This window comes from Streptomyces sp. NPDC050560 (genome assembly GCF_044457285.1).
GTDB lineage: Bacteria > Actinomycetota > Actinomycetes > Streptomycetales > Streptomycetaceae > Streptomyces.
In genome coordinates, this window is the sequence record NZ_JBITGT010000001.1 from 193,324 (window position 1) to 208,576 (window position 15,253).

14 protein-coding genes and 1 tRNA gene are annotated in these 15,253 nt (G+C 71.4%); 9 read left to right on the forward strand and 6 right to left on the reverse strand.

Annotation, left to right across the window (positions count from 1 at the left end):
• Positions 1 to 441 precede the first annotated feature (441 nt).
• The 3 genes from ACIBIW_RS00840 to ACIBIW_RS00850 all read left to right on the forward strand — a co-directional run bounded on the left by ACIBIW_RS00840 (position 442) and on the right by ACIBIW_RS00850 (position 2,568).
• Positions 442 to 1,659 (forward strand): GlxA family transcriptional regulator, encoded by a 1,218-nt coding sequence (locus ACIBIW_RS00840; protein ID WP_399330449.1) that lies wholly within the window; start codon positions 442 to 444, stop codon positions 1,657 to 1,659.
• 129 nt (positions 1,660 to 1,788) lie between these two features.
• Positions 1,789 to 2,412, forward strand: coding sequence for an oligoribonuclease (orn, locus tag ACIBIW_RS00845; protein ID WP_399330451.1), 624 nt, complete (start codon positions 1,789 to 1,791; stop codon positions 2,410 to 2,412).
• A gap of 83 nt (positions 2,413 to 2,495) precedes the next feature.
• Positions 2,496 to 2,568, forward strand: a tRNA-His gene (locus ACIBIW_RS00850).
• Positions 2,569 to 2,648: 80 nt separating this feature from the next.
• Here ACIBIW_RS00850 and ACIBIW_RS00855 read toward each other — a convergent pair.
• Both ACIBIW_RS00855 and ACIBIW_RS00860 read right to left on the reverse strand, forming a co-directional pair.
• Positions 2,649 to 3,359 carry a response regulator gene (locus ACIBIW_RS00855; protein ID WP_399330453.1) on the reverse strand — a complete coding sequence of 237 codons (711 nt, stop codon included), beginning with the start codon at positions 3,357 to 3,359 and terminating at the stop codon, positions 2,649 to 2,651.
• Complete coding sequence (locus ACIBIW_RS00860) at positions 3,344 to 5,119, reverse strand: ATP-binding protein (RefSeq protein ID WP_399330455.1); 1,776 nt, start codon at positions 5,117 to 5,119, stop codon at positions 3,344 to 3,346. Before ACIBIW_RS00860 ends, ACIBIW_RS00855 begins: the two co-directional genes overlap by 16 nt.
• Before the next feature lie 232 nt (positions 5,120 to 5,351).
• Here ACIBIW_RS00860 and ACIBIW_RS00865 point away from each other — a divergent pair, with 232 nt between their 5' ends.
• The 5 genes from ACIBIW_RS00865 (at position 5,352) to ACIBIW_RS00885 (ending at position 9,777) form a co-directional block, all read left to right on the forward strand.
• Complete coding sequence (locus ACIBIW_RS00865) at positions 5,352 to 6,185, forward strand: ABC transporter ATP-binding protein (RefSeq protein ID WP_399330457.1); 834 nt, start codon at positions 5,352 to 5,354, stop codon at positions 6,183 to 6,185.
• On the forward strand, positions 6,175 to 7,038 hold the full coding sequence (locus ACIBIW_RS00870) for an ABC transporter permease (RefSeq protein WP_399330459.1): 864 nt from the start codon (positions 6,175 to 6,177) through the stop codon (positions 7,036 to 7,038). Before ACIBIW_RS00865 ends, ACIBIW_RS00870 begins: the two co-directional genes overlap by 11 nt.
• 66 nt (positions 7,039 to 7,104) lie before the next feature.
• Positions 7,105 to 8,166, forward strand: a complete 1,062-nt coding sequence (locus ACIBIW_RS00875; protein ID WP_399330461.1) for an ABC transporter substrate-binding protein — start codon at positions 7,105 to 7,107, stop codon at positions 8,164 to 8,166.
• A gap of 167 nt (positions 8,167 to 8,333) precedes the next feature.
• Entirely contained in the window at positions 8,334 to 8,858 is a 525-nt protein-coding gene (locus ACIBIW_RS00880; protein ID WP_399330463.1) for a hypothetical protein, read from the forward strand.
• Entirely contained in the window at positions 8,851 to 9,777 is a 927-nt protein-coding gene (locus ACIBIW_RS00885; protein WP_399330465.1) for a GNAT family N-acetyltransferase, read from the forward strand. The genes ACIBIW_RS00880 and ACIBIW_RS00885 overlap by 8 nt, the downstream gene beginning before the upstream one ends.
• 494 nt (positions 9,778 to 10,271) lie before the next feature.
• On the opposite strand, the gene ACIBIW_RS00890 is transcribed toward ACIBIW_RS00885, so the two are convergent.
• Positions 10,272 to 10,856 carry a hypothetical protein gene (locus tag ACIBIW_RS00890; protein ID WP_399330467.1) on the reverse strand — a complete coding sequence of 195 codons (585 nt, stop codon included), beginning with the start codon at positions 10,854 to 10,856 and terminating at the stop codon, positions 10,272 to 10,274.
• Positions 10,857 to 11,554: 698 nt separating this feature from the next.
• Between ACIBIW_RS00890 and ACIBIW_RS00895 the strand changes: the two genes are divergently transcribed.
• On the forward strand, positions 11,555 to 12,112 hold the full coding sequence (locus tag ACIBIW_RS00895; RefSeq protein WP_399330469.1) for a hypothetical protein: 558 nt from the start codon (positions 11,555 to 11,557) through the stop codon (positions 12,110 to 12,112).
• Positions 12,113 to 12,225: 113 nt separating this feature from the next.
• Here the strand turns inward: ACIBIW_RS00895 and ACIBIW_RS00900 are convergent, their stop codons facing one another.
• From ACIBIW_RS00900 to ACIBIW_RS00910, 3 genes are read right to left on the reverse strand one after another with little or no spacing between them, the layout of a single operon-like run.
• Positions 12,226 to 13,482, reverse strand: coding sequence for an ATP-grasp domain-containing protein (locus ACIBIW_RS00900; protein WP_399330471.1), 1,257 nt, complete (start codon positions 13,480 to 13,482; stop codon positions 12,226 to 12,228).
• Positions 13,479 to 14,996, reverse strand: coding sequence for an AMP-binding protein (locus tag ACIBIW_RS00905; protein WP_399330473.1), 1,518 nt, complete (start codon positions 14,994 to 14,996; stop codon positions 13,479 to 13,481). The genes ACIBIW_RS00900 and ACIBIW_RS00905 overlap by 4 nt, the downstream gene beginning before the upstream one ends.
• The gene (locus ACIBIW_RS00910; protein WP_399330475.1) at positions 14,993 to 15,250 is read right to left on the reverse strand and encodes an acyl carrier protein; all 258 of its coding nucleotides are present in this window, start codon (positions 15,248 to 15,250) and stop codon (positions 14,993 to 14,995) included. Before ACIBIW_RS00910 ends, ACIBIW_RS00905 begins: the two co-directional genes overlap by 4 nt.
• Between the last annotated feature and the right edge of the window lie 3 nt (positions 15,251 to 15,253).

Here is a 15,253-nt window from a genome sequence, read left to right on the forward strand (position 1 = left end):
GGGGGGCGTGCGGGGGCGCGCGTGCCACATGGGGAAGTGCGCCGGTGGACTGACCGATTTCCGCGCACCCTTGACGTAGCTTTTCAGCCAAGTTCTGGTGGGTAGGCTTCCCCTGGCCGTAACCCGCCCCACCCCCCTGCCCACCTGGGCTGGCGGGTTCTGGGGCCGCCGAGGCACCCAACGGGGTCCGGCCAGGTACCCGAGGCGCCCTTCACACGGGGCCCTCGGAGTGCCACGCTTCGTGATCGAATGCTTTACGCCAAGTTGCCATGTCGACATAGTGGCGAGTGCCGATCTGGTCACGCCGGCAACGCGGAACACAGTAGATTCGATCATGACTGTCTTACGGCGGGGGACTCGTGCTGGACCGAGGGGAAACGTGCAGGAGCGACAGACCCACAGGGTAAGGGGCGCCGCGACCACCGAGGGGGGCTTAGGGACATGAGCCACGACTCCACTGCCGCTCCCGAGGCCGTCGCCCGGAAGCTCTCCGGGCGACGGCGCCGGGAAATCGTCGCCGTGGTGCTGTTCAGCGGCGGCCCCATCTTCGAGAGTTCCATACCGCTCTCCGTCTTCGGCATCGACCGGCAGGACGCCGGGGTGCCGCGGTACCGGCTGCTGGTGTGTTCCGGTGAGGAGGGCCCGCTGCGCACCACGGGCGGCCTGGAGCTGACCGCCCCGCACAGCCTGGACGCCATCGGGCGGGCCGGGACGGTGGTGGTGCCCGCCTGGCGGTCGATCACCGCGCCGCCGCCCGAGGAGGCCGTCACCGCGCTGCGCCGCGCCCATGAGGAGGGCGCGCGCATCGTGGGCCTGTGCACGGGCGCGTTCGTGCTGGCCGCGGCCGGGCTGCTGGACGGCAGGCCGGCCACCACGCACTGGATGTACGCGCCCACGCTCGCCAAGCGCTACCCGTCGGTCCACGTCGACCCGCGCGAGCTGTTCGTCGACGACGGCGACGTACTGACCTCGGCGGGGACCGCGGCCGGGATCGACCTGTGCCTGCACATCGTGCGCAGCGACCACGGCAACGAGGCGGCGGGCGCGCTCGCCCGCAGGCTCGTCGTGCCGCCGCGCCGCACCGGCGGCCAGGAGCGCTACCTCGACAGGTCTTTACCAGAGGAGATCGGCGCCGACCCGCTGGCCGAGGTCGTCGCCTGGGCGCTGGAACACCTCCACGAGCAGTTCGACGTGGAGACGCTGGCCGCGCGCGCGTACATGAGCAGGCGCACCTTCGACCGCCGGTTCAGGTCGCTGACCGGGAGCGCTCCCCTCCAGTGGCTCATCACACAGCGGGTGCTCCAGGCCCAGCGGCTGCTGGAGACCTCGGACTACTCGGTCGACGAGGTCGCGGGCCGCTGCGGCTTCCGCTCGCCCGTGGCGCTGCGCGGCCACTTCAGGCGCCAGCTCGGCTCGTCGCCCGCGGCCTACCGGGCCGCGTACCGGGCCCGCAGGCCGCAGCCGGAGAAGCCGCAGGAGGCGGCGGCACCGCACCCGGAGGGCGGGGTGCCGAGCCAGGCGCGGCGCTCGGCCGCGCTCGGCCTGTCCTCGGTGGCCGCCGACGCCGCCAGGGGCGAGGCGTACGCGCCGTTCGCGAGGGCCGGGCTGCCCGGCCAGCGCACGGACGCCGACAGGCCCGCCCCCGGCAGGGTCGGCTGACCCGTCGGCACGGGGCCGCCCGCGCGGGCGGCCCCGGCGCCGCGGCACACCATGCCCGGGTCGGGCCCGATCGGGCCCGGAAGCGCCCGGAACGGATGAGGGGGCACGACGCGCCGTAGGGTGAGGCACATGAACGATCGCATGGTGTGGATCGACTGCGAGATGACCGGCCTCTCGCTGGCGAACGACGCGCTCATCGAGGTGGCCGTACTGGTCACCGACTCGGAGCTGAACGTACTCGGCGACGGTGTGGACATCGTGATCCGCCCGCCGGACGAGGCCCTGACGACGATGCCGGACGTGGTGCGCGAGATGCACACCGCCTCGGGGCTGCTTGCGGAGCTGCCGTCGGGCACGACGCTCGCGGACGCCGAGGAGCAGGTGCTCGCCCATGTCCGCGAGCACGTCAAGGAGCCCGGCAAGGCCCCGCTCTGCGGCAACTCCGTCGGCACCGACCGCGGCTTCCTCGCCCGCGACATGCCGGACCTTGAGGGCTACCTCCACTACCGCATCGTGGACGTCTCCTCCGTCAAGGAGCTGGCCCGCCGCTGGTACCCGCGCGCGTACTTCAACAGCCCGGAGAAGAACGGCAACCACCGGGCGCTCGCCGACATCAGGGAGTCCATCGCGGAGCTGCGCTACTACCGCGAGGCCGTGTTCGTGCCGCAGCCCGGCCCCGACTCGGACACCGCGCGCGCCATCGCCGCCCGGCACGTCACACCCGCCGCACCCCCCGGCGGTACCGCCGGTTAACTCCCGCGCGAGCACCCTCCGGGACCCTGTACACTCTTTCTCGGCCGGTAGGGATCTCTCCAGGGGATTCGCCACCGGGCATGGTGGGTGTAGCTCAGATGGTAGAGCACCTGGTTGTGGTCCAGGATGCCGCGGGTTCGAGTCCCGTCACTCACCCTCAATGATCAAGGGCCGACCTGCAAAGACGGGTCGGCCCTTTGTCGTGTCCCGTTCCCCGCGGGCGCCGCGGGCGCCTCTCACGCGCTGCCCCCGCCTCCTCTCCCCCGCCGCGGCACGTACCGGTGTTCCGGGCGGCCCGTCTCGCCGTAGCGGAGGGTCAGGGCGATGTGGCCCGCGCGTTCCAGGAGTTTCAGGTAGCGCTGGGCCGTCGAGCGGCTGATGCCGGTGAAGGCGGCCACCTCGTGGGCGGAGAGGGGATGGGCCGCGGCGGCCAGGGTGGTTCTGATCAGTTCGGCGGTGGGGGCCGAGTAGCCCTTCGGGAGCCCCGAGGCGTCGCGGGCGGCGGGGCGCAGCGCCGCGTAGATGCGGTCCACCTGGTCCTGCGCCGCCTCGTCGAGGTCCCGTACGCCGTCGAGGGTCCTGCGCAGCGCGGCATAGCTGTCCAACTTGGCGCGCAGGCCCGCGAAGTCGAACGGCTTGACCAGGTACTGGAGCGCCCCGTAGCGCATCGCGGCCTGCACCGTGGCGATGTCCCGGGCCGCCGTCACCATGATCACGTCGGCCTGGTGGCCCCGCTGGCGCATCCTGCGGACCAGTGCGAGGCCGGTCTCGTCGGGCAGGTAGTGGTCGAGGAGCACCAGGTCGACGGGGGTGCGTTCGAGGACCGAGAGCGCCTGCGCCGCGGTGTGGGCGCGGTCGGCGACGCGGAAGCCCGCGACCCGTGACACATAGGCGGCGTTGATCTCGGCGACCCTGAAGTCGTCGTCCACGATCAGGACCTGGACCATGGGTGGGCACCTCCTGGAGCGGTGGCCTCGGAGACCGGGGCGGGGAGCGGGCCTGTGGTCGGGGGCGGTGCGGGGGTGTCCCCGGCGCCGGGGGCCAGGGCCTCGGGCAGGACGACCGTGAACAGGGCGCCGCCGCCGGGGCGCGCCGCGACCCGGGCGGTGCCGCCGTAGCGCTCGGCGAGCCGGCGCACCAGGGCGAGCCCGATGCCGCGGCCGTGCGCGGGGCGTCCACCGCCGGGCGGACCGGCCGCGGCCCCCGGGCCCCCCGGCGCCCCCACGGCGGCGACCGCCACCACCTGCGCGCCACCGCGCCCGGGCTTCGTGGACCACCCCTCCGTGAAGATCGCCTCCCGGTCCCCCGGCGGCACCCCGGGCCCGGTGTCGGCGACCCTGAGGACCGCCGTGGTGCCCTCGGTGTGCAACTCCACCTCCACGAACGGGTCACGGCGCGGATGGCCGGTCACCGCGTCGAGGGCGTTGTCGACGAGGTTGCCGAGGACGGTCACCAGGTCGCGCGGGTCGACCGCGCCCGCGGGGAAGCTGGTGCCCGGCGCGAGGCGGAGTTCCGCGCCGCGCTCCGCGGCGATGGCGGCCTTGCCCGCGAGCAGCGCGGACAGCAGCGGCTCATGGATGTGCTCGGCGAGCCGCTCGGCCAACTCATGCCCGGTGTGGGCGACTTCGGTGATGAGGGCGGCGGCCTCGCCCGGGCGGCCGATCTCGATGAGCCCGAGCACGGTGTGCAACCGGTTGGCGTGCTCGTGCGCCTGGGCCCTGAGGGCGTCCAACAGGCCCTGGGTGCCGTCCAGTTCGCGGCCGAGGCGGTCGAGTTCCGTACGGTCCCTGAGGGTGATCACGGCGCCCTCGTCCGCGGTCGGCATCCGGTTGACGACCAGTACCCGGCCGGCGCTGACCGCGAGCAGGTCGGCGCCGTCCACCCGCCCCGCCAGCACCTCCACGGTGCGGCCACGCGGCAGCACCTCGGTGACGAGGCGGCCCACCGCGTCCGCGGGCAGGTCGAGGAGCCGGGCCGCCTCGTCGTTGACGAGCCGTATGCGGCCGTGCCGGTCGCAGGCGACGACGCCCTCGCGGATGCCGTGCAGCATGGCCTCGCGCTCGTCGAGGAGCGCGGAGATGTCGGTGAACGCCACCCCGTGGGTGCGCCGCCGCAGGCCACGCGCCACCAGCACCGCGGCCAGCGCGCCCGCCGCGAGCGCCGCGCCCGCGTACCGCAGCAGCCCCGGTACGGAGGCCAGCAGACGGGCGTGGACGCTGTCGTATCCGATGCCGACAGAGACGGCGCCGACGAGGCGGTGCCCCGGGCCGTAGAGGGGCACCTTGGCGCGGGCGGAGCGGCCGAGGGTGCCGGTGTCGATCTGCATGATCTCGCGCCCGGAGAGCGGGGTGGCCGGGTCGGTGGAGACGTGCCTGCCGACCTCCCTGGGGTTGGTGTGCGACCAGCGGATGCCGCGGGTGTCCATGACGACGACGTACAGCGCCCCTGTGGCCCTGCGGATGGTCTCCGCCCGTGCCTGCACGGGGCCGCCGACGGTGGGCGGGGTGCCGGTGAGGTCGCGGGCCAGGTCCCGGTCGGTGGCGGCGGTCTGGGCGATGACGAGGGCGCGGTGCATGGCCTGGTCGTCGAGTTCCGAGGCGAGGGGGGCGAGGAAGAGCCCGGTGGCGAGTACGGTGACCCCCGCGGTCAGCGCGAGCTGCACCGCGAGCACCTGGGCCGACACCCGGCGCGGCCACCCGATCCGCACGCCCGCCACCTCCCCCTTCGCCCTCGGGGCCGTCCCCCCTCCGAAGAGACACGTCCGTTTTGCTGCCTGATGAGGGCAACGTAAGGGCTGGCGGAACGGCTGCCCAGACCCGGGGTGGAATTTTCCCCGCCCCGGGTGAGCACAACGAGCAGAACCCCGGCTTGTGCGCACAAGCGCCGGTTGCGCCCAGAAGACTGCCGCGGTGCGGTGGGCGCTCCTAGCCTCCCGGTCCATGAGCCAGCAGACGAATTCAGCCGGGAAACTGGCTCCCGCCATCGAGCTGCGGGAAGCGGGCAAGACCTTCGGGACGCCGTCGGGGGCGCTGCACACCGCGGTGCGCGATCTCGACCTGATCGTGGCACGCGGCGAGTTCGTGGCCGTGGTGGGGCCCACCGGATGCGGCAAGTCGACGACGCTGACGCTCGTCAGCGGCCTGGAAGAGCCCACCACGGGCGAGGTGTTCGTGGCCGGGGAGCCGGTGCGCGGCATCAGCGACAAGGTGGGTTTCGTGTTCCAGCAGGACGCGGTGTTCCCCTGGCGGACGGTGCTGTCGAACGTGATGGCGGGGCCGCGCTTCCGCGGTGTGCCGAAGGCGCGGGCGCGGGCGAAAGCGCGGGACTGGATCGCCCGGGTGGGCCTCACCGCCTTCGAGGACCGCTATCCGCACCAGCTCTCCGGCGGCCAGCGCAAGCGGGTCGCCCTGGCCGCGACCTTCGTCAACGATCCCGAACTGCTGCTGATGGACGAGCCGTTCTCCGCGCTCGACGTGCAGACGAGGGCGCTGATGTCGGACGAACTCCTCGAACTGTGGGCGGGCACCGGGGCGTCGGTCGTCTTCGTCACCCACGACCTGGAGGAGTCCATCGCGCTCGCCGACAAGGTGGTGGTGATGACCGCGGGGCCCGCGACGGTCAAGGAGATCTTCGAGATCGACCTGCCGCGCCCGCGGAAGGTGGAGTCGGTCCGGATGGAGCCGAGGTTCGTCGAGATCTACCGGGAGATCTGGGCGTCCCTCGGCGAGGAGGTCCGTATCACCAGGGAGCGGGGTGCCGCCGATGCCGCCTGAGACGCTGACCGTCAAGTCCCCCGCCCCCGTGGGCGACCGCCAGCGGCGGCGGGCGATCGCCGCCCGCAACCACCGTATCGCCGTGTACGCGGCCAGGGCGCTGGTGCTGGTGGCGGTGCTCGGGCTGTGGGAGTGGTTCGCCCGCGCCGAGATCATCGATCCCTTCAACTTCTCGATGCCGTCGAAGATCTGGCACCAGATCAGCACCTGGATCACCGAGGGCACCGCGCAGGGCAGCCTCGGCGAACAGGTCTGGTACACGCTGTACGAGGCGCTGCTCGGCTGGGTGATCGGGGTCGTGGCGGGCGTGGTGCTGGGGATCGCGCTCGGCCGGGTGCGGGCGCTCGCGGAGGTGTTCGGCCCGTACATCAAGATCCTGAACGCGCTGCCGAGGATCGTGCTCGCGCCGATCTTCCTCATCTGGTTCGGGCTCGGCCCCGCGTCGAAGGTGGCGTCGGCCGTGGTGCTGGTGTTCTTCCCGGTGTTCTTCAACGCGTTCCAGGGCGCCCGTGAGGTCGACCGCAACCTGGTGGCCAACTCCCGGGTGCTGGGCGCCGGCAACCGGCAGGTGACGTTCCAGGTGGTGGTGCCCTCCGCCACCTCCTGGATCTTCACGAGCCTCCATGTGAGCTTCGGCTTCGCGCTGATCGGCGCCATCGTCGGCGAGTACATCGGCGCCACCAAGGGCCTCGGGCTGCTGGTGTCGGCCTCCCAGGGCACGTTCAACGCGGCCGGTGTGTACGCGGCCATGGTGATCCTCGCGGTCGTCGCGCTGCTGGCCGAGGGGCTGCTCACCTTCCTGGAGAAACGGCTGTTCCGCTGGAAGCCGGCCGACTCCGACACCGCCCGCTGACCCGGGTGCCCAGAGACACCCGCCCCTCTCTTCTCCTCCCCTCAGGGCCTCCCAGAAGGACACATCATGCGCAGTTCACGCGTCCCCGCACTGCTGGTCACCGGCGCCCTCTGTCTGACCGCGCTCACCGCCTGCGCCGACAACGCCTCGTCGTCGGGCTCCTCCTCCGACGCCGGGTCCGGCTCCCACGGGGGCTCGGGCTCCGGCAAGCTCAAGATCATGGTGGGCGGCCTCGACAAGGTCATCTACCTGCCCGCGATGCTCACCCAGCGCCTCGGCTACTTCGCCGACGAGGGCCTTGACGTCGAACTGCTCACCGAGCCCGCCGGTGTCCAGGGCACCACCGCGCTCGTCGCCGGGGAGGTGCAGGGCGCGGTCGGCTTCTACGACCACACGCTCGACCTCCAGGTGAAGGGCAAGCAGGTGGAGTCGGTGGTGCAGTTCGCCGACGCGCCGGGCGAGGTGGAGATGGTCGCCACGAAGGACTCGGGCATCGACTCGCCGAAGGACTTCAAGGGCAAGAAGCTCGGTGTGACCGGGCTCGGCTCCTCCACCGACTTCCTCACCAAGTACCTGGCGGTGCAGAACGGGGTGCAGGTCAGCCAGTTCACACCGGTCGCGGTCGGGGCCGGGCAGACGTTCATCTCGGCGCTGAAGCAGGGCTCCATCCAGGGCGGCATGACCACCGACCCGACGGTCGCCCAGCTCCTCGACCAGAAGGCCGGCAAGATCCTCGTCGACATGCGCACCCCCGAGGGCTCCCGCAAGGCGCTCGGCGGCGCGTACCCGTCGTCCAGCCTCTACATGAACACCGACTGGGTGAACGGCCACAAGCCGACGGTACGGAAGCTGGCGCACGCCCTCGTGAAGACCCTGAAGTGGATGGCGACCCACTCCCCCGAGGAGATCGCCGCGAAGATGCCCGCCGACTACGCCCAGGGCGGCAAGGCCCTGTACGCGGAGTCCATCAAGGCGACCCTCCCGATGTTCAACGACGACGGGGTCATGCCGGAGGACGGCCCGAAGACGGTGGAGCGGGTCCTGAAGGCGTTCAACCCCAACCTGAAGAACGCGGACGTCGACCTGTCGAAGACATATACGACGGAGTTCACGAAGCCGGGCTCCTGAGCGGAGGGCCGCGCTCGGGACGGGGTGCCGTCGAAGGGGGGCGGTGCGGTGGCGGGGCCAACGGGGTCGGGGCGCGGGCCCCGTTGTCAGTGCCCGCGGCTACGGTGGCGGTGCACCGGTTCACGAGATCAGCGGTGCACCGGTGCACACACCACGGGAGGCGGGCGATGGGTGCGAGCGGCTGGCAGTACATGGCGCCGTACGACGGCAGTGTCGAGGCGGCGTTGGCCACGGCGCAGCGGCGGGTGCTGGCGAGCGGCGAGTACATCTGGCCGTGGGAGACCCGGGCCGAGTACGGCGTCCCCGGCGACAGCCTGCCGCGCCCCGCGACGCTCGACGAGCTGAAGGCGGCCAAGGACAGCGAGGACTTCTGGGAGGAGGGCACCCACTCGATCCTCGACATCGAGGCGGTGGTCGACACCACCGAGGAGCCCGACCCGTACGAGATCGACGACTTCGGGACGCTGCGCCCGCTGCGGCCGGAGCGCATACGCCACCACTTCGGCACCGAGCTGCCGACGCCCGACCAGTACGCGGAACTGGTCGCCCGCCCGCGGCGGCTGCTGCCCGGCGGGGACCTCGAAGAGGCGCTGACCGACGAGTCCGGCATGCGCTGGACCGGCAGGTACGTCCTGCTGTACACCGGGGACACGGTGAGCCACGTCGGTATGTTCGGATACTCGGGTGACTGATCCCACGGCGCCCACCGGCCGCCTCGCCCCCACCCTGCCGCCCGGCTACCTGGCACGGCCCGTCACCGACGGCGACCTCGGCGAGATCCACGCCTTGGTGGCCGCCGCCCAGGCGCCGTACGGGCTGACGTACACGGGCCCCGAGGACATCGCCGCCGACCTGGCGCGGCCCGGGCTCGTCAGGGAGCGGGACACGGTGCTCGTGCGGGACCGCGCGGGGGCCGCCGCCGGGTGGGCGTGGGTGGAGCGGCGCTCCGAGGTGGACGTGCACCCGCAGCACCGGGGGCGGGGCCTCGGGGCCGCGCTGCTCGACTGGGTCACGGAGCGGGGGCGGCAGGCCGGGGCGCGGGCGATCGTGCAGAGCGTGCCGGACGGCGACACGGCGGCGGGGGCGCTGCTGCGGTCACGGGGGTACGAGCCGCTGGAGACCTCCTGGCGGCTGGAGTTCGTGCCGGACGGCGAGCCCGACGTGCCGGGGGCGCCGGACGGCGTGACGGTCAGGATGTTCGAGCCGGGGGACGCGCGCGCCGTGCACGCGGTGGTCGAGGGCGCCTTCGAGGAGTGGCAGGGGCGGCGCAAGGACTTCGGGGAGTGGGCCGCGCACACCGTCGACCGCACGGCGTTCGCGCCCGGGATGTCCGCGCTCGCCTTCGCGGGGGACGAGCTCGTCGGCGCCGTCGTCGCGTTGGCGCTGCCCGACACCGCCGAGGGCTACGTGGAACAGGTCGCGGTGCGCGCCGACCACAGGCGCCGCGGCATCGCCGGACTGCTGCTGCGCCACACCTTCCGCGCCTTCCACCGCGCCGACCGCCCCGTATGCACCCTCTGGACCCACTCGGCCACCGGGGCCCTCGGCCTCTACACGGGCGCGGGCATGACGGTCCGCCACAGCTCCACGGTGTTTCGCAGGGAGTGGTGAGGCGTTGTGCGGAGCCGCCGGGGGCGTGCTCTTCGTGGATCGGGGTGCGGCGGCGGCACCCACGCCGAGGGTGTGCCCGCAGAGTCACGCCTGGCCGGTGGCGTCGCTTCGCGGACACGCCCCATGACACTTCCCCAGCCGGCCGGATACCTTTTGCCCCAGTGAGGCAGCCGCCGCAGTACGCCCACGCGGCGTGCTTCTGGCCAGGCTCGCCCGATCCGCGACAACGTGGGTCAGCCGTACCCACTCTGCGCAAACTTTCCTCGCCCCTGTCGGCGCCGCCCAGGCGAGCAACCAACTGCGGGCCGGTCTCCAGCGATAGATCTTCGTAAATTTGGTACTGATTCTAACCGCTCGTTGAAGTCCTTCCGTTGTCAGGAGCATAGGTCACAACGTGTCGCACACCCGGCCGGTTCAAGTCGCGCTCTTGGCGGCCACGGCGCCATCGGTCTCCGGGCACGCACCCGGGAGCGTTCACCGCAGGCGGCGGTCGGTCATCTGCGGGGCCCCTGTCGTCGGTCGCCTTGGGACGGGCCAAGGGGGGCACGGCCGCCGTTGTACCGCTGGTGAGCGTTGCCGTCGCCTCTGCCTGGCGACTCAAGCGCGGCCGCGTTCGCGGTATCTGCCTGGCGACCGCTGTAATACTTTCCGAGCCGCTCGGCGACGTCCATGTTCAGCCCACGGTCGTCAATGTGCTTGATGAGATTCTTACGGTATGCACTCTCCAGGTTACGTTTGTTCGCCCTGGATTCGGCCAACTCAGTCTCCAGCCGCTCTCGTCGGGGCTGGTAAGCGCGCTCCGTTTCTGTCTTCACATGAGAAGTGTGTTCCGGACTTCGCATGAACTCCCTGAGGTCGTGTTCAAAAGTCAGCAGCCGCAGCTCGCGTTCGGCCACGTCCGTCCCGGCCTCAATGATTTTGTATGCAGGATTACGTCGGTCGAATTCCCATTTCTCCGCGCCGGGCAGGGCGTCCCTGACGGCCTCTGTTCCGTACCGTTTAACCAGCGTCCTGGCGGAAGGAGCAGGCTCATCGGTGTAAATTTCGAAGGGTTCCCCACCCTGATCGGGATAACTCATCGAAGTCCATTCATCACGGAAAAAGGGCTCACAAAGACGCGCCGCGCAAGGTACCGGAGGCAGTGCGGCGATCAGCGTCCCGCCGACCTGCCTCCCGAGCCGCGCTGACTTGAGTGCCGCCAGCCGGGGGCTTGTTGGTTTCCGCTGGCGGGCTCCATGGGCCGTCGCCTGCTGCCCTGGCCGCCCGGGGACTGAAACCCGGCGGCCCGAGCACGCTCCCGCTCCTCCATTCGCCGCAGCGCTCTGTCGTCGTAACGCCCCGAATTGCGCGCGACTGTCGTCAGCAGACCATTCCGGTCGATGAACCCCCCCATGTTTTGCATAAGGTTCCTTTGCGTCATGGCCAAATTTCGCCCACTCGCTCGCCGACTTTGTTCCAATTCGCTCACAAATTCAGTCCCATTACGTGGAGCCCCAGGCATTTGAAATCCCTCCTGCATGCGGTCGGCAGCACATGTCACAACGTGTCGTCCCCCCGGCCGGTTCAATCCGCCCCCGCGGAGCATCGTCGCCCATGGGTGGGGTCATGCCAGGCTCGGGCGCCGCCTCGGTGGGCATACAAGCAAAGGGCTGACTCCCGGCACGCCGGGCCTTCCCCACGGGACCGGTCGGGGCGGCCCGCGGGGCCCTGCGGCCGCGAGTGAACCGTCCGGGCCTGCGGCACGTTGTGAGGTGTGTTTCCGACTCTGGAGGGTTCAATGGAAGATCGGTATCCGGACACCCGGCGTCCGAAGGCTCCCGCTCGGGGCGACACGCTGGTGGCCGCCCTGGGCGTCGAGGGCGTCCTGAAAGCCATGCCGAAAGAGCACCGCCGAGCTTTCGAAAGCTCGCCCATCGCCCTCGAAAAGCGTATGGCCGAGCAGCCCTTCATAAGGGCCGGTAATGATCTTTCTGAATTCAATTCGAACCCTCGGCGCTTCCTGAAAAAGCACAGCGAGCGCGGACTCGGCAGTGACGTCAGCGCTGCAAGAGATATTCTGAAACACGAGGTGGAGGAGAGTCGGGCGCAAAAAGAAGAAGCAGAAGATACATACAAGGAAGCTCTTACCGGCTACGTCGAGAGTCATGGGCTGGTCTCGGATATCGCGACCCGGTCTGGGCCGTTCGCCTCCGGGGGTGGGAGGCGAGCCACGGCCGCCGCGAGTCAGTCACCGGGGAGGGGCGACGACACCCGTCACCAGCAGCAGTGGTCCCTTGGGAAATCCAGCGGCGCCCAGTACAACCCGCCCAGCAAGAAAGCGGCAAGAGGACGCTGATCGCCGTCGGCCGTGCCCCCGGCGTGTTCCGTCACGGCACCGGCAGCGACCACGCCCGGGACATGCCCGAAGAAAGGTTCAGGCGGGCGGAGTGCGGCCGGGGCTCCCGGCCGTCACTTCGTCACGAGTTCCGACGCGAAGGCGCGTGCGCGCGCATGGTCGTGTCGGACCCGCTCGGGATCAGCGTGGGCGAAAAGCGCCCAGCCCAGGCTCAGCGACGACAGCAGGTCCGAGGTGCTGGCGATCGTGTCGCCGTTGCGCACCTTCACCACCAGGTTCCGGCACGTCGGCAACTCCCGAATCCTGTGCAGCGTCTCGACGTTGGAGACGACCCCGCTCCGCCGGGCGATGAACATCGCCACGGTGACGGATCGGCTCAGTGTCGTCGAGTCCGGGAAATCACGCGTCCCGAGCAGGTAGCGGACGGTACGCCGTACACCGCTGTCGCCCGTCGCCAGCTCCGCGGCGGCGGCCAGTCCGCTTCCTGCCACCCGGGAGTTGACCTCCACGAGCCGTGGTCCTTCGTCGGTCAGCATCACCTCGCTGTGCGCCGGGCCGAAACGGAAACCGAGCGCGTCCAGCGCGCCGCGGACGTAGGCCACGGTCTCCGCGTAGGCCGGGTCCCCGGCCGGAAGGAACTCCACGTCCTGGTACACGGCGAAGCTGTCGCCCACGGCCGTCTTGGTGTACCGGCACAGGTCGGTGACGGTGTGACGGCCGCCGTGGCTGAAGGTGTCGACCACGTACTCGGTGCCGTACAGCCGCCGCTGCACCACCACGTCCTCGTTCACCACGCCGGTGGCGTTCCTGCGGCCGAGCAGCGCGTTCACCGCCGGTCGCCAGTCCCGTCCCGCGGGTACGAGGGTGACGCCGTCGGTGGACACGCTCGTCGCCGGTTTGACGACCAGATCGTGACCCGCGAACTCGGGTGCGGCCAGGGGCGCCTCCGCCTCCCGGACGTCACGGACGCACAGGGTGGGGGCCGTTCGCAGACCGGCCGAGGCGACTGCCCGTGCCATGTGTCCCTTGTGGACGCGGCCGGGGGCGAGTGCGGCGACGTGCGCCAGGTCGGGAGTCAGCCGACGCGCCAGCCGGTCGGCGAGCCCCACCCCGCTCTCGGAGCCGGGGAGCACCGCGACCGGCGCCATGCCGCCGAGCCGCTCTTCGAGCGGTGCGCGGTCGCCGCCGGAGGTCATGACCGTCGCGAAGTCGCCGGGACGGAACGTGTCGGTGAACACGTCGGCGGGCGGCGGCCAGGTGAGAACCGCCACGGGGTGGAAGCCGTCCCGCCGCAACGCCCGTGCGTACAGCGCACCCGAGGAGTAGGGGTCGACTATGACGACGGTGCGGTCCGCCGCGGTCCCGGTCATGGGCTCGTCTCCGTCTTGATCCGCGTCGTCCCTGTCCTGGTCTCCGGCTCCGGCTCCGGCTCGCCGAGTGGTCCATTGACCAGCCGCCCCACGATACGGCGGTCGATCTTGCCGTTCGGTGACAGCGGCATCCTGGGCACCGCCACCACGTCGTCCGGTGCGGCAGGCCCGAGTTCGCGCCGCAGATGACGGCTCAGCCGCGCCACGGGCAGCTCCGGCGCCGACTCCACGAAGAGCACGAGCGCGCCGCCGTTCCCGGGGTCGGCCTGCACACAGCACGCCAGCCGGACCCCGGGGCTGTCCGCGGCGGCCTCCTCGATCCTGCCGAGGTCCACGAACACGCCGCGTCGCTTCACCTGTGAGTCGGAGCGTCCCGTGACCACGAGGTCGCCGTCGTCCGTGAGCAGACCGAGGTCCTTGCTGACGAAGGCCGTCATCCCGGCGGACCGGGTCAGCGCGGCCTCGTCGGCGGGTGCGGCCGTGCCTGGCAGGTATCCGAGCGAGCCGTGCGGCGTCTCCACGACGACCGGGAACGACGCGCCGCCCGGCACCGCCCCGCGCAGCCCCGCGCCGGGCAGCGGCCGGCCCACCGGTTGCAGACCGGTCTTCGGCGGGTCGGGCACGCGGTACCAGAACTTCGCGAGCGTCGTCTCGGAGGGGCCGTAAAGATTGATGACGTCGGTGGACGGCGCGATTCCGCGCCAGCGCAGCACGTGCTCCGCGTACAGGGGCTCACCGGCGAAGAGGGTCCAGCGCAGCCCCGGCAGGCGTCGCCCGGCCGCGGCGGCCACCCAGCGTATGGACAGGCTGGGGACGGCATGGACCAACTCGGCCTCCCGCGTGGCGATCCAGTCCACCACGCGGGAGGGGTCGGCGCGCACGCCCGGCTGGGCGACGAGCAGTTCGCCACCCGCGCAGAGCGTCACGAAGAGTTCGCGGATGATGACCTCGAAGGTGGGGGGGCTGAGCAGCGCCACCCGTGTACCGGAGCGCAGGCCGAGGGTGCCGATCTCCCAGTCCGCGAAGTGCAGCGCGCCGAGTTCGTTGCCGACGATGCCCTTCGGCGTGCCCTGCGTGCCCGACGTGAAACCGAGGTATCCGGCGCCCGGCCCTACGACGAGGGGCGCCTCGTCGGAGGTCTCGTACGAGGGGGTCTCGCCCACTCGCATGGTCAGCGCGGGGCGGGCGGCGGCGAGGACGGCCGCGCGCCGTGCCGCGGGCTGGTGGGGATCGAGGAGCAGCGGCACAAGACCGGCCGTGCGCGCCGCGAGGAACGCGGGGGCCAGGTAGAGCGGGTCGTGGACGGCGAGCGCGACGATCGAGCCCGGCGGTGCACCCCGTTCGCCGAGCCGCTTCGACCAGGCTGTCCGCAGCTCGTCCAACTCGCGGTAGTGCAACGTCCTCTGTTCGTCCGTCACGGCCCGCGCGTGCGGGTGGAGGGCCATGACATCGCGGACCCGCTCGACGAGTTTCGACGGGCCGCCCGCGGCGGGCGGCACGGGGCGCCCGGTCACGCCGTGGCCCCGTCCTGGTCGTTGGAGAGCGACCGCAGCAGCGCCTCGTGGATCTCGGCCAGGTCCTCGGCGGCGTAGACCGTGAAGACGTCGACCTCGCCGCCGAAGCGTTCTTCGAGGAGCAGTGACAGGTGTGCGGCGGTCAGCGAATCGCCGCCCAGGTCGAAGAAGTTGGCGTCGGGCGTGACGTCGTCGGTGCCGATGACCTCGGCCACGAGCCGCATGGTGTCGTCGGCGGAGACACGGGGAGACATGGT

Bases quoted from the DNA above. Each gene is read 5' to 3' on its own strand.
- ACIBIW_RS00840 (WP_399330449.1), top strand. From the start codon at position 442: ATGAGCCACGACTCCACTGCCGCTCCCGAGGCCGTCGCCCGGAAGCTC.
- orn (WP_399330451.1), top strand. From the start codon at position 1,789: ATGAACGATCGCATGGTGTGGATCGACTGCGAGATGACCGGCCTCTCG.
- ACIBIW_RS00855 (WP_399330453.1), bottom strand. From the start codon at position 3,359: ATGGTCCAGGTCCTGATCGTGGACGACGACTTCAGGGTCGCCGAGATC.
- ACIBIW_RS00865 (WP_399330457.1), top strand. From the start codon at position 5,352: ATGAGCCAGCAGACGAATTCAGCCGGGAAACTGGCTCCCGCCATCGAG.
- ACIBIW_RS00870 (WP_399330459.1), top strand. From the start codon at position 6,175: ATGCCGCCTGAGACGCTGACCGTCAAGTCCCCCGCCCCCGTGGGCGAC.
- ACIBIW_RS00875 (WP_399330461.1), top strand. From the start codon at position 7,105: ATGCGCAGTTCACGCGTCCCCGCACTGCTGGTCACCGGCGCCCTCTGT.
- ACIBIW_RS00880 (WP_399330463.1), top strand. From the start codon at position 8,334: ATGGGTGCGAGCGGCTGGCAGTACATGGCGCCGTACGACGGCAGTGTC.
- ACIBIW_RS00890 (WP_399330467.1), bottom strand. From the start codon at position 10,856: ATGAGTTATCCCGATCAGGGTGGGGAACCCTTCGAAATTTACACCGAT.
- ACIBIW_RS00895 (WP_399330469.1), top strand. From the start codon at position 11,555: ATGGAAGATCGGTATCCGGACACCCGGCGTCCGAAGGCTCCCGCTCGG.
- ACIBIW_RS00900 (WP_399330471.1), bottom strand. From the start codon at position 13,482: ATGACCGGGACCGCGGCGGACCGCACCGTCGTCATAGTCGACCCCTAC.
- ACIBIW_RS00910 (WP_399330475.1), bottom strand. From the start codon at position 15,250: ATGTCTCCCCGTGTCTCCGCCGACGACACCATGCGGCTCGTGGCCGAG.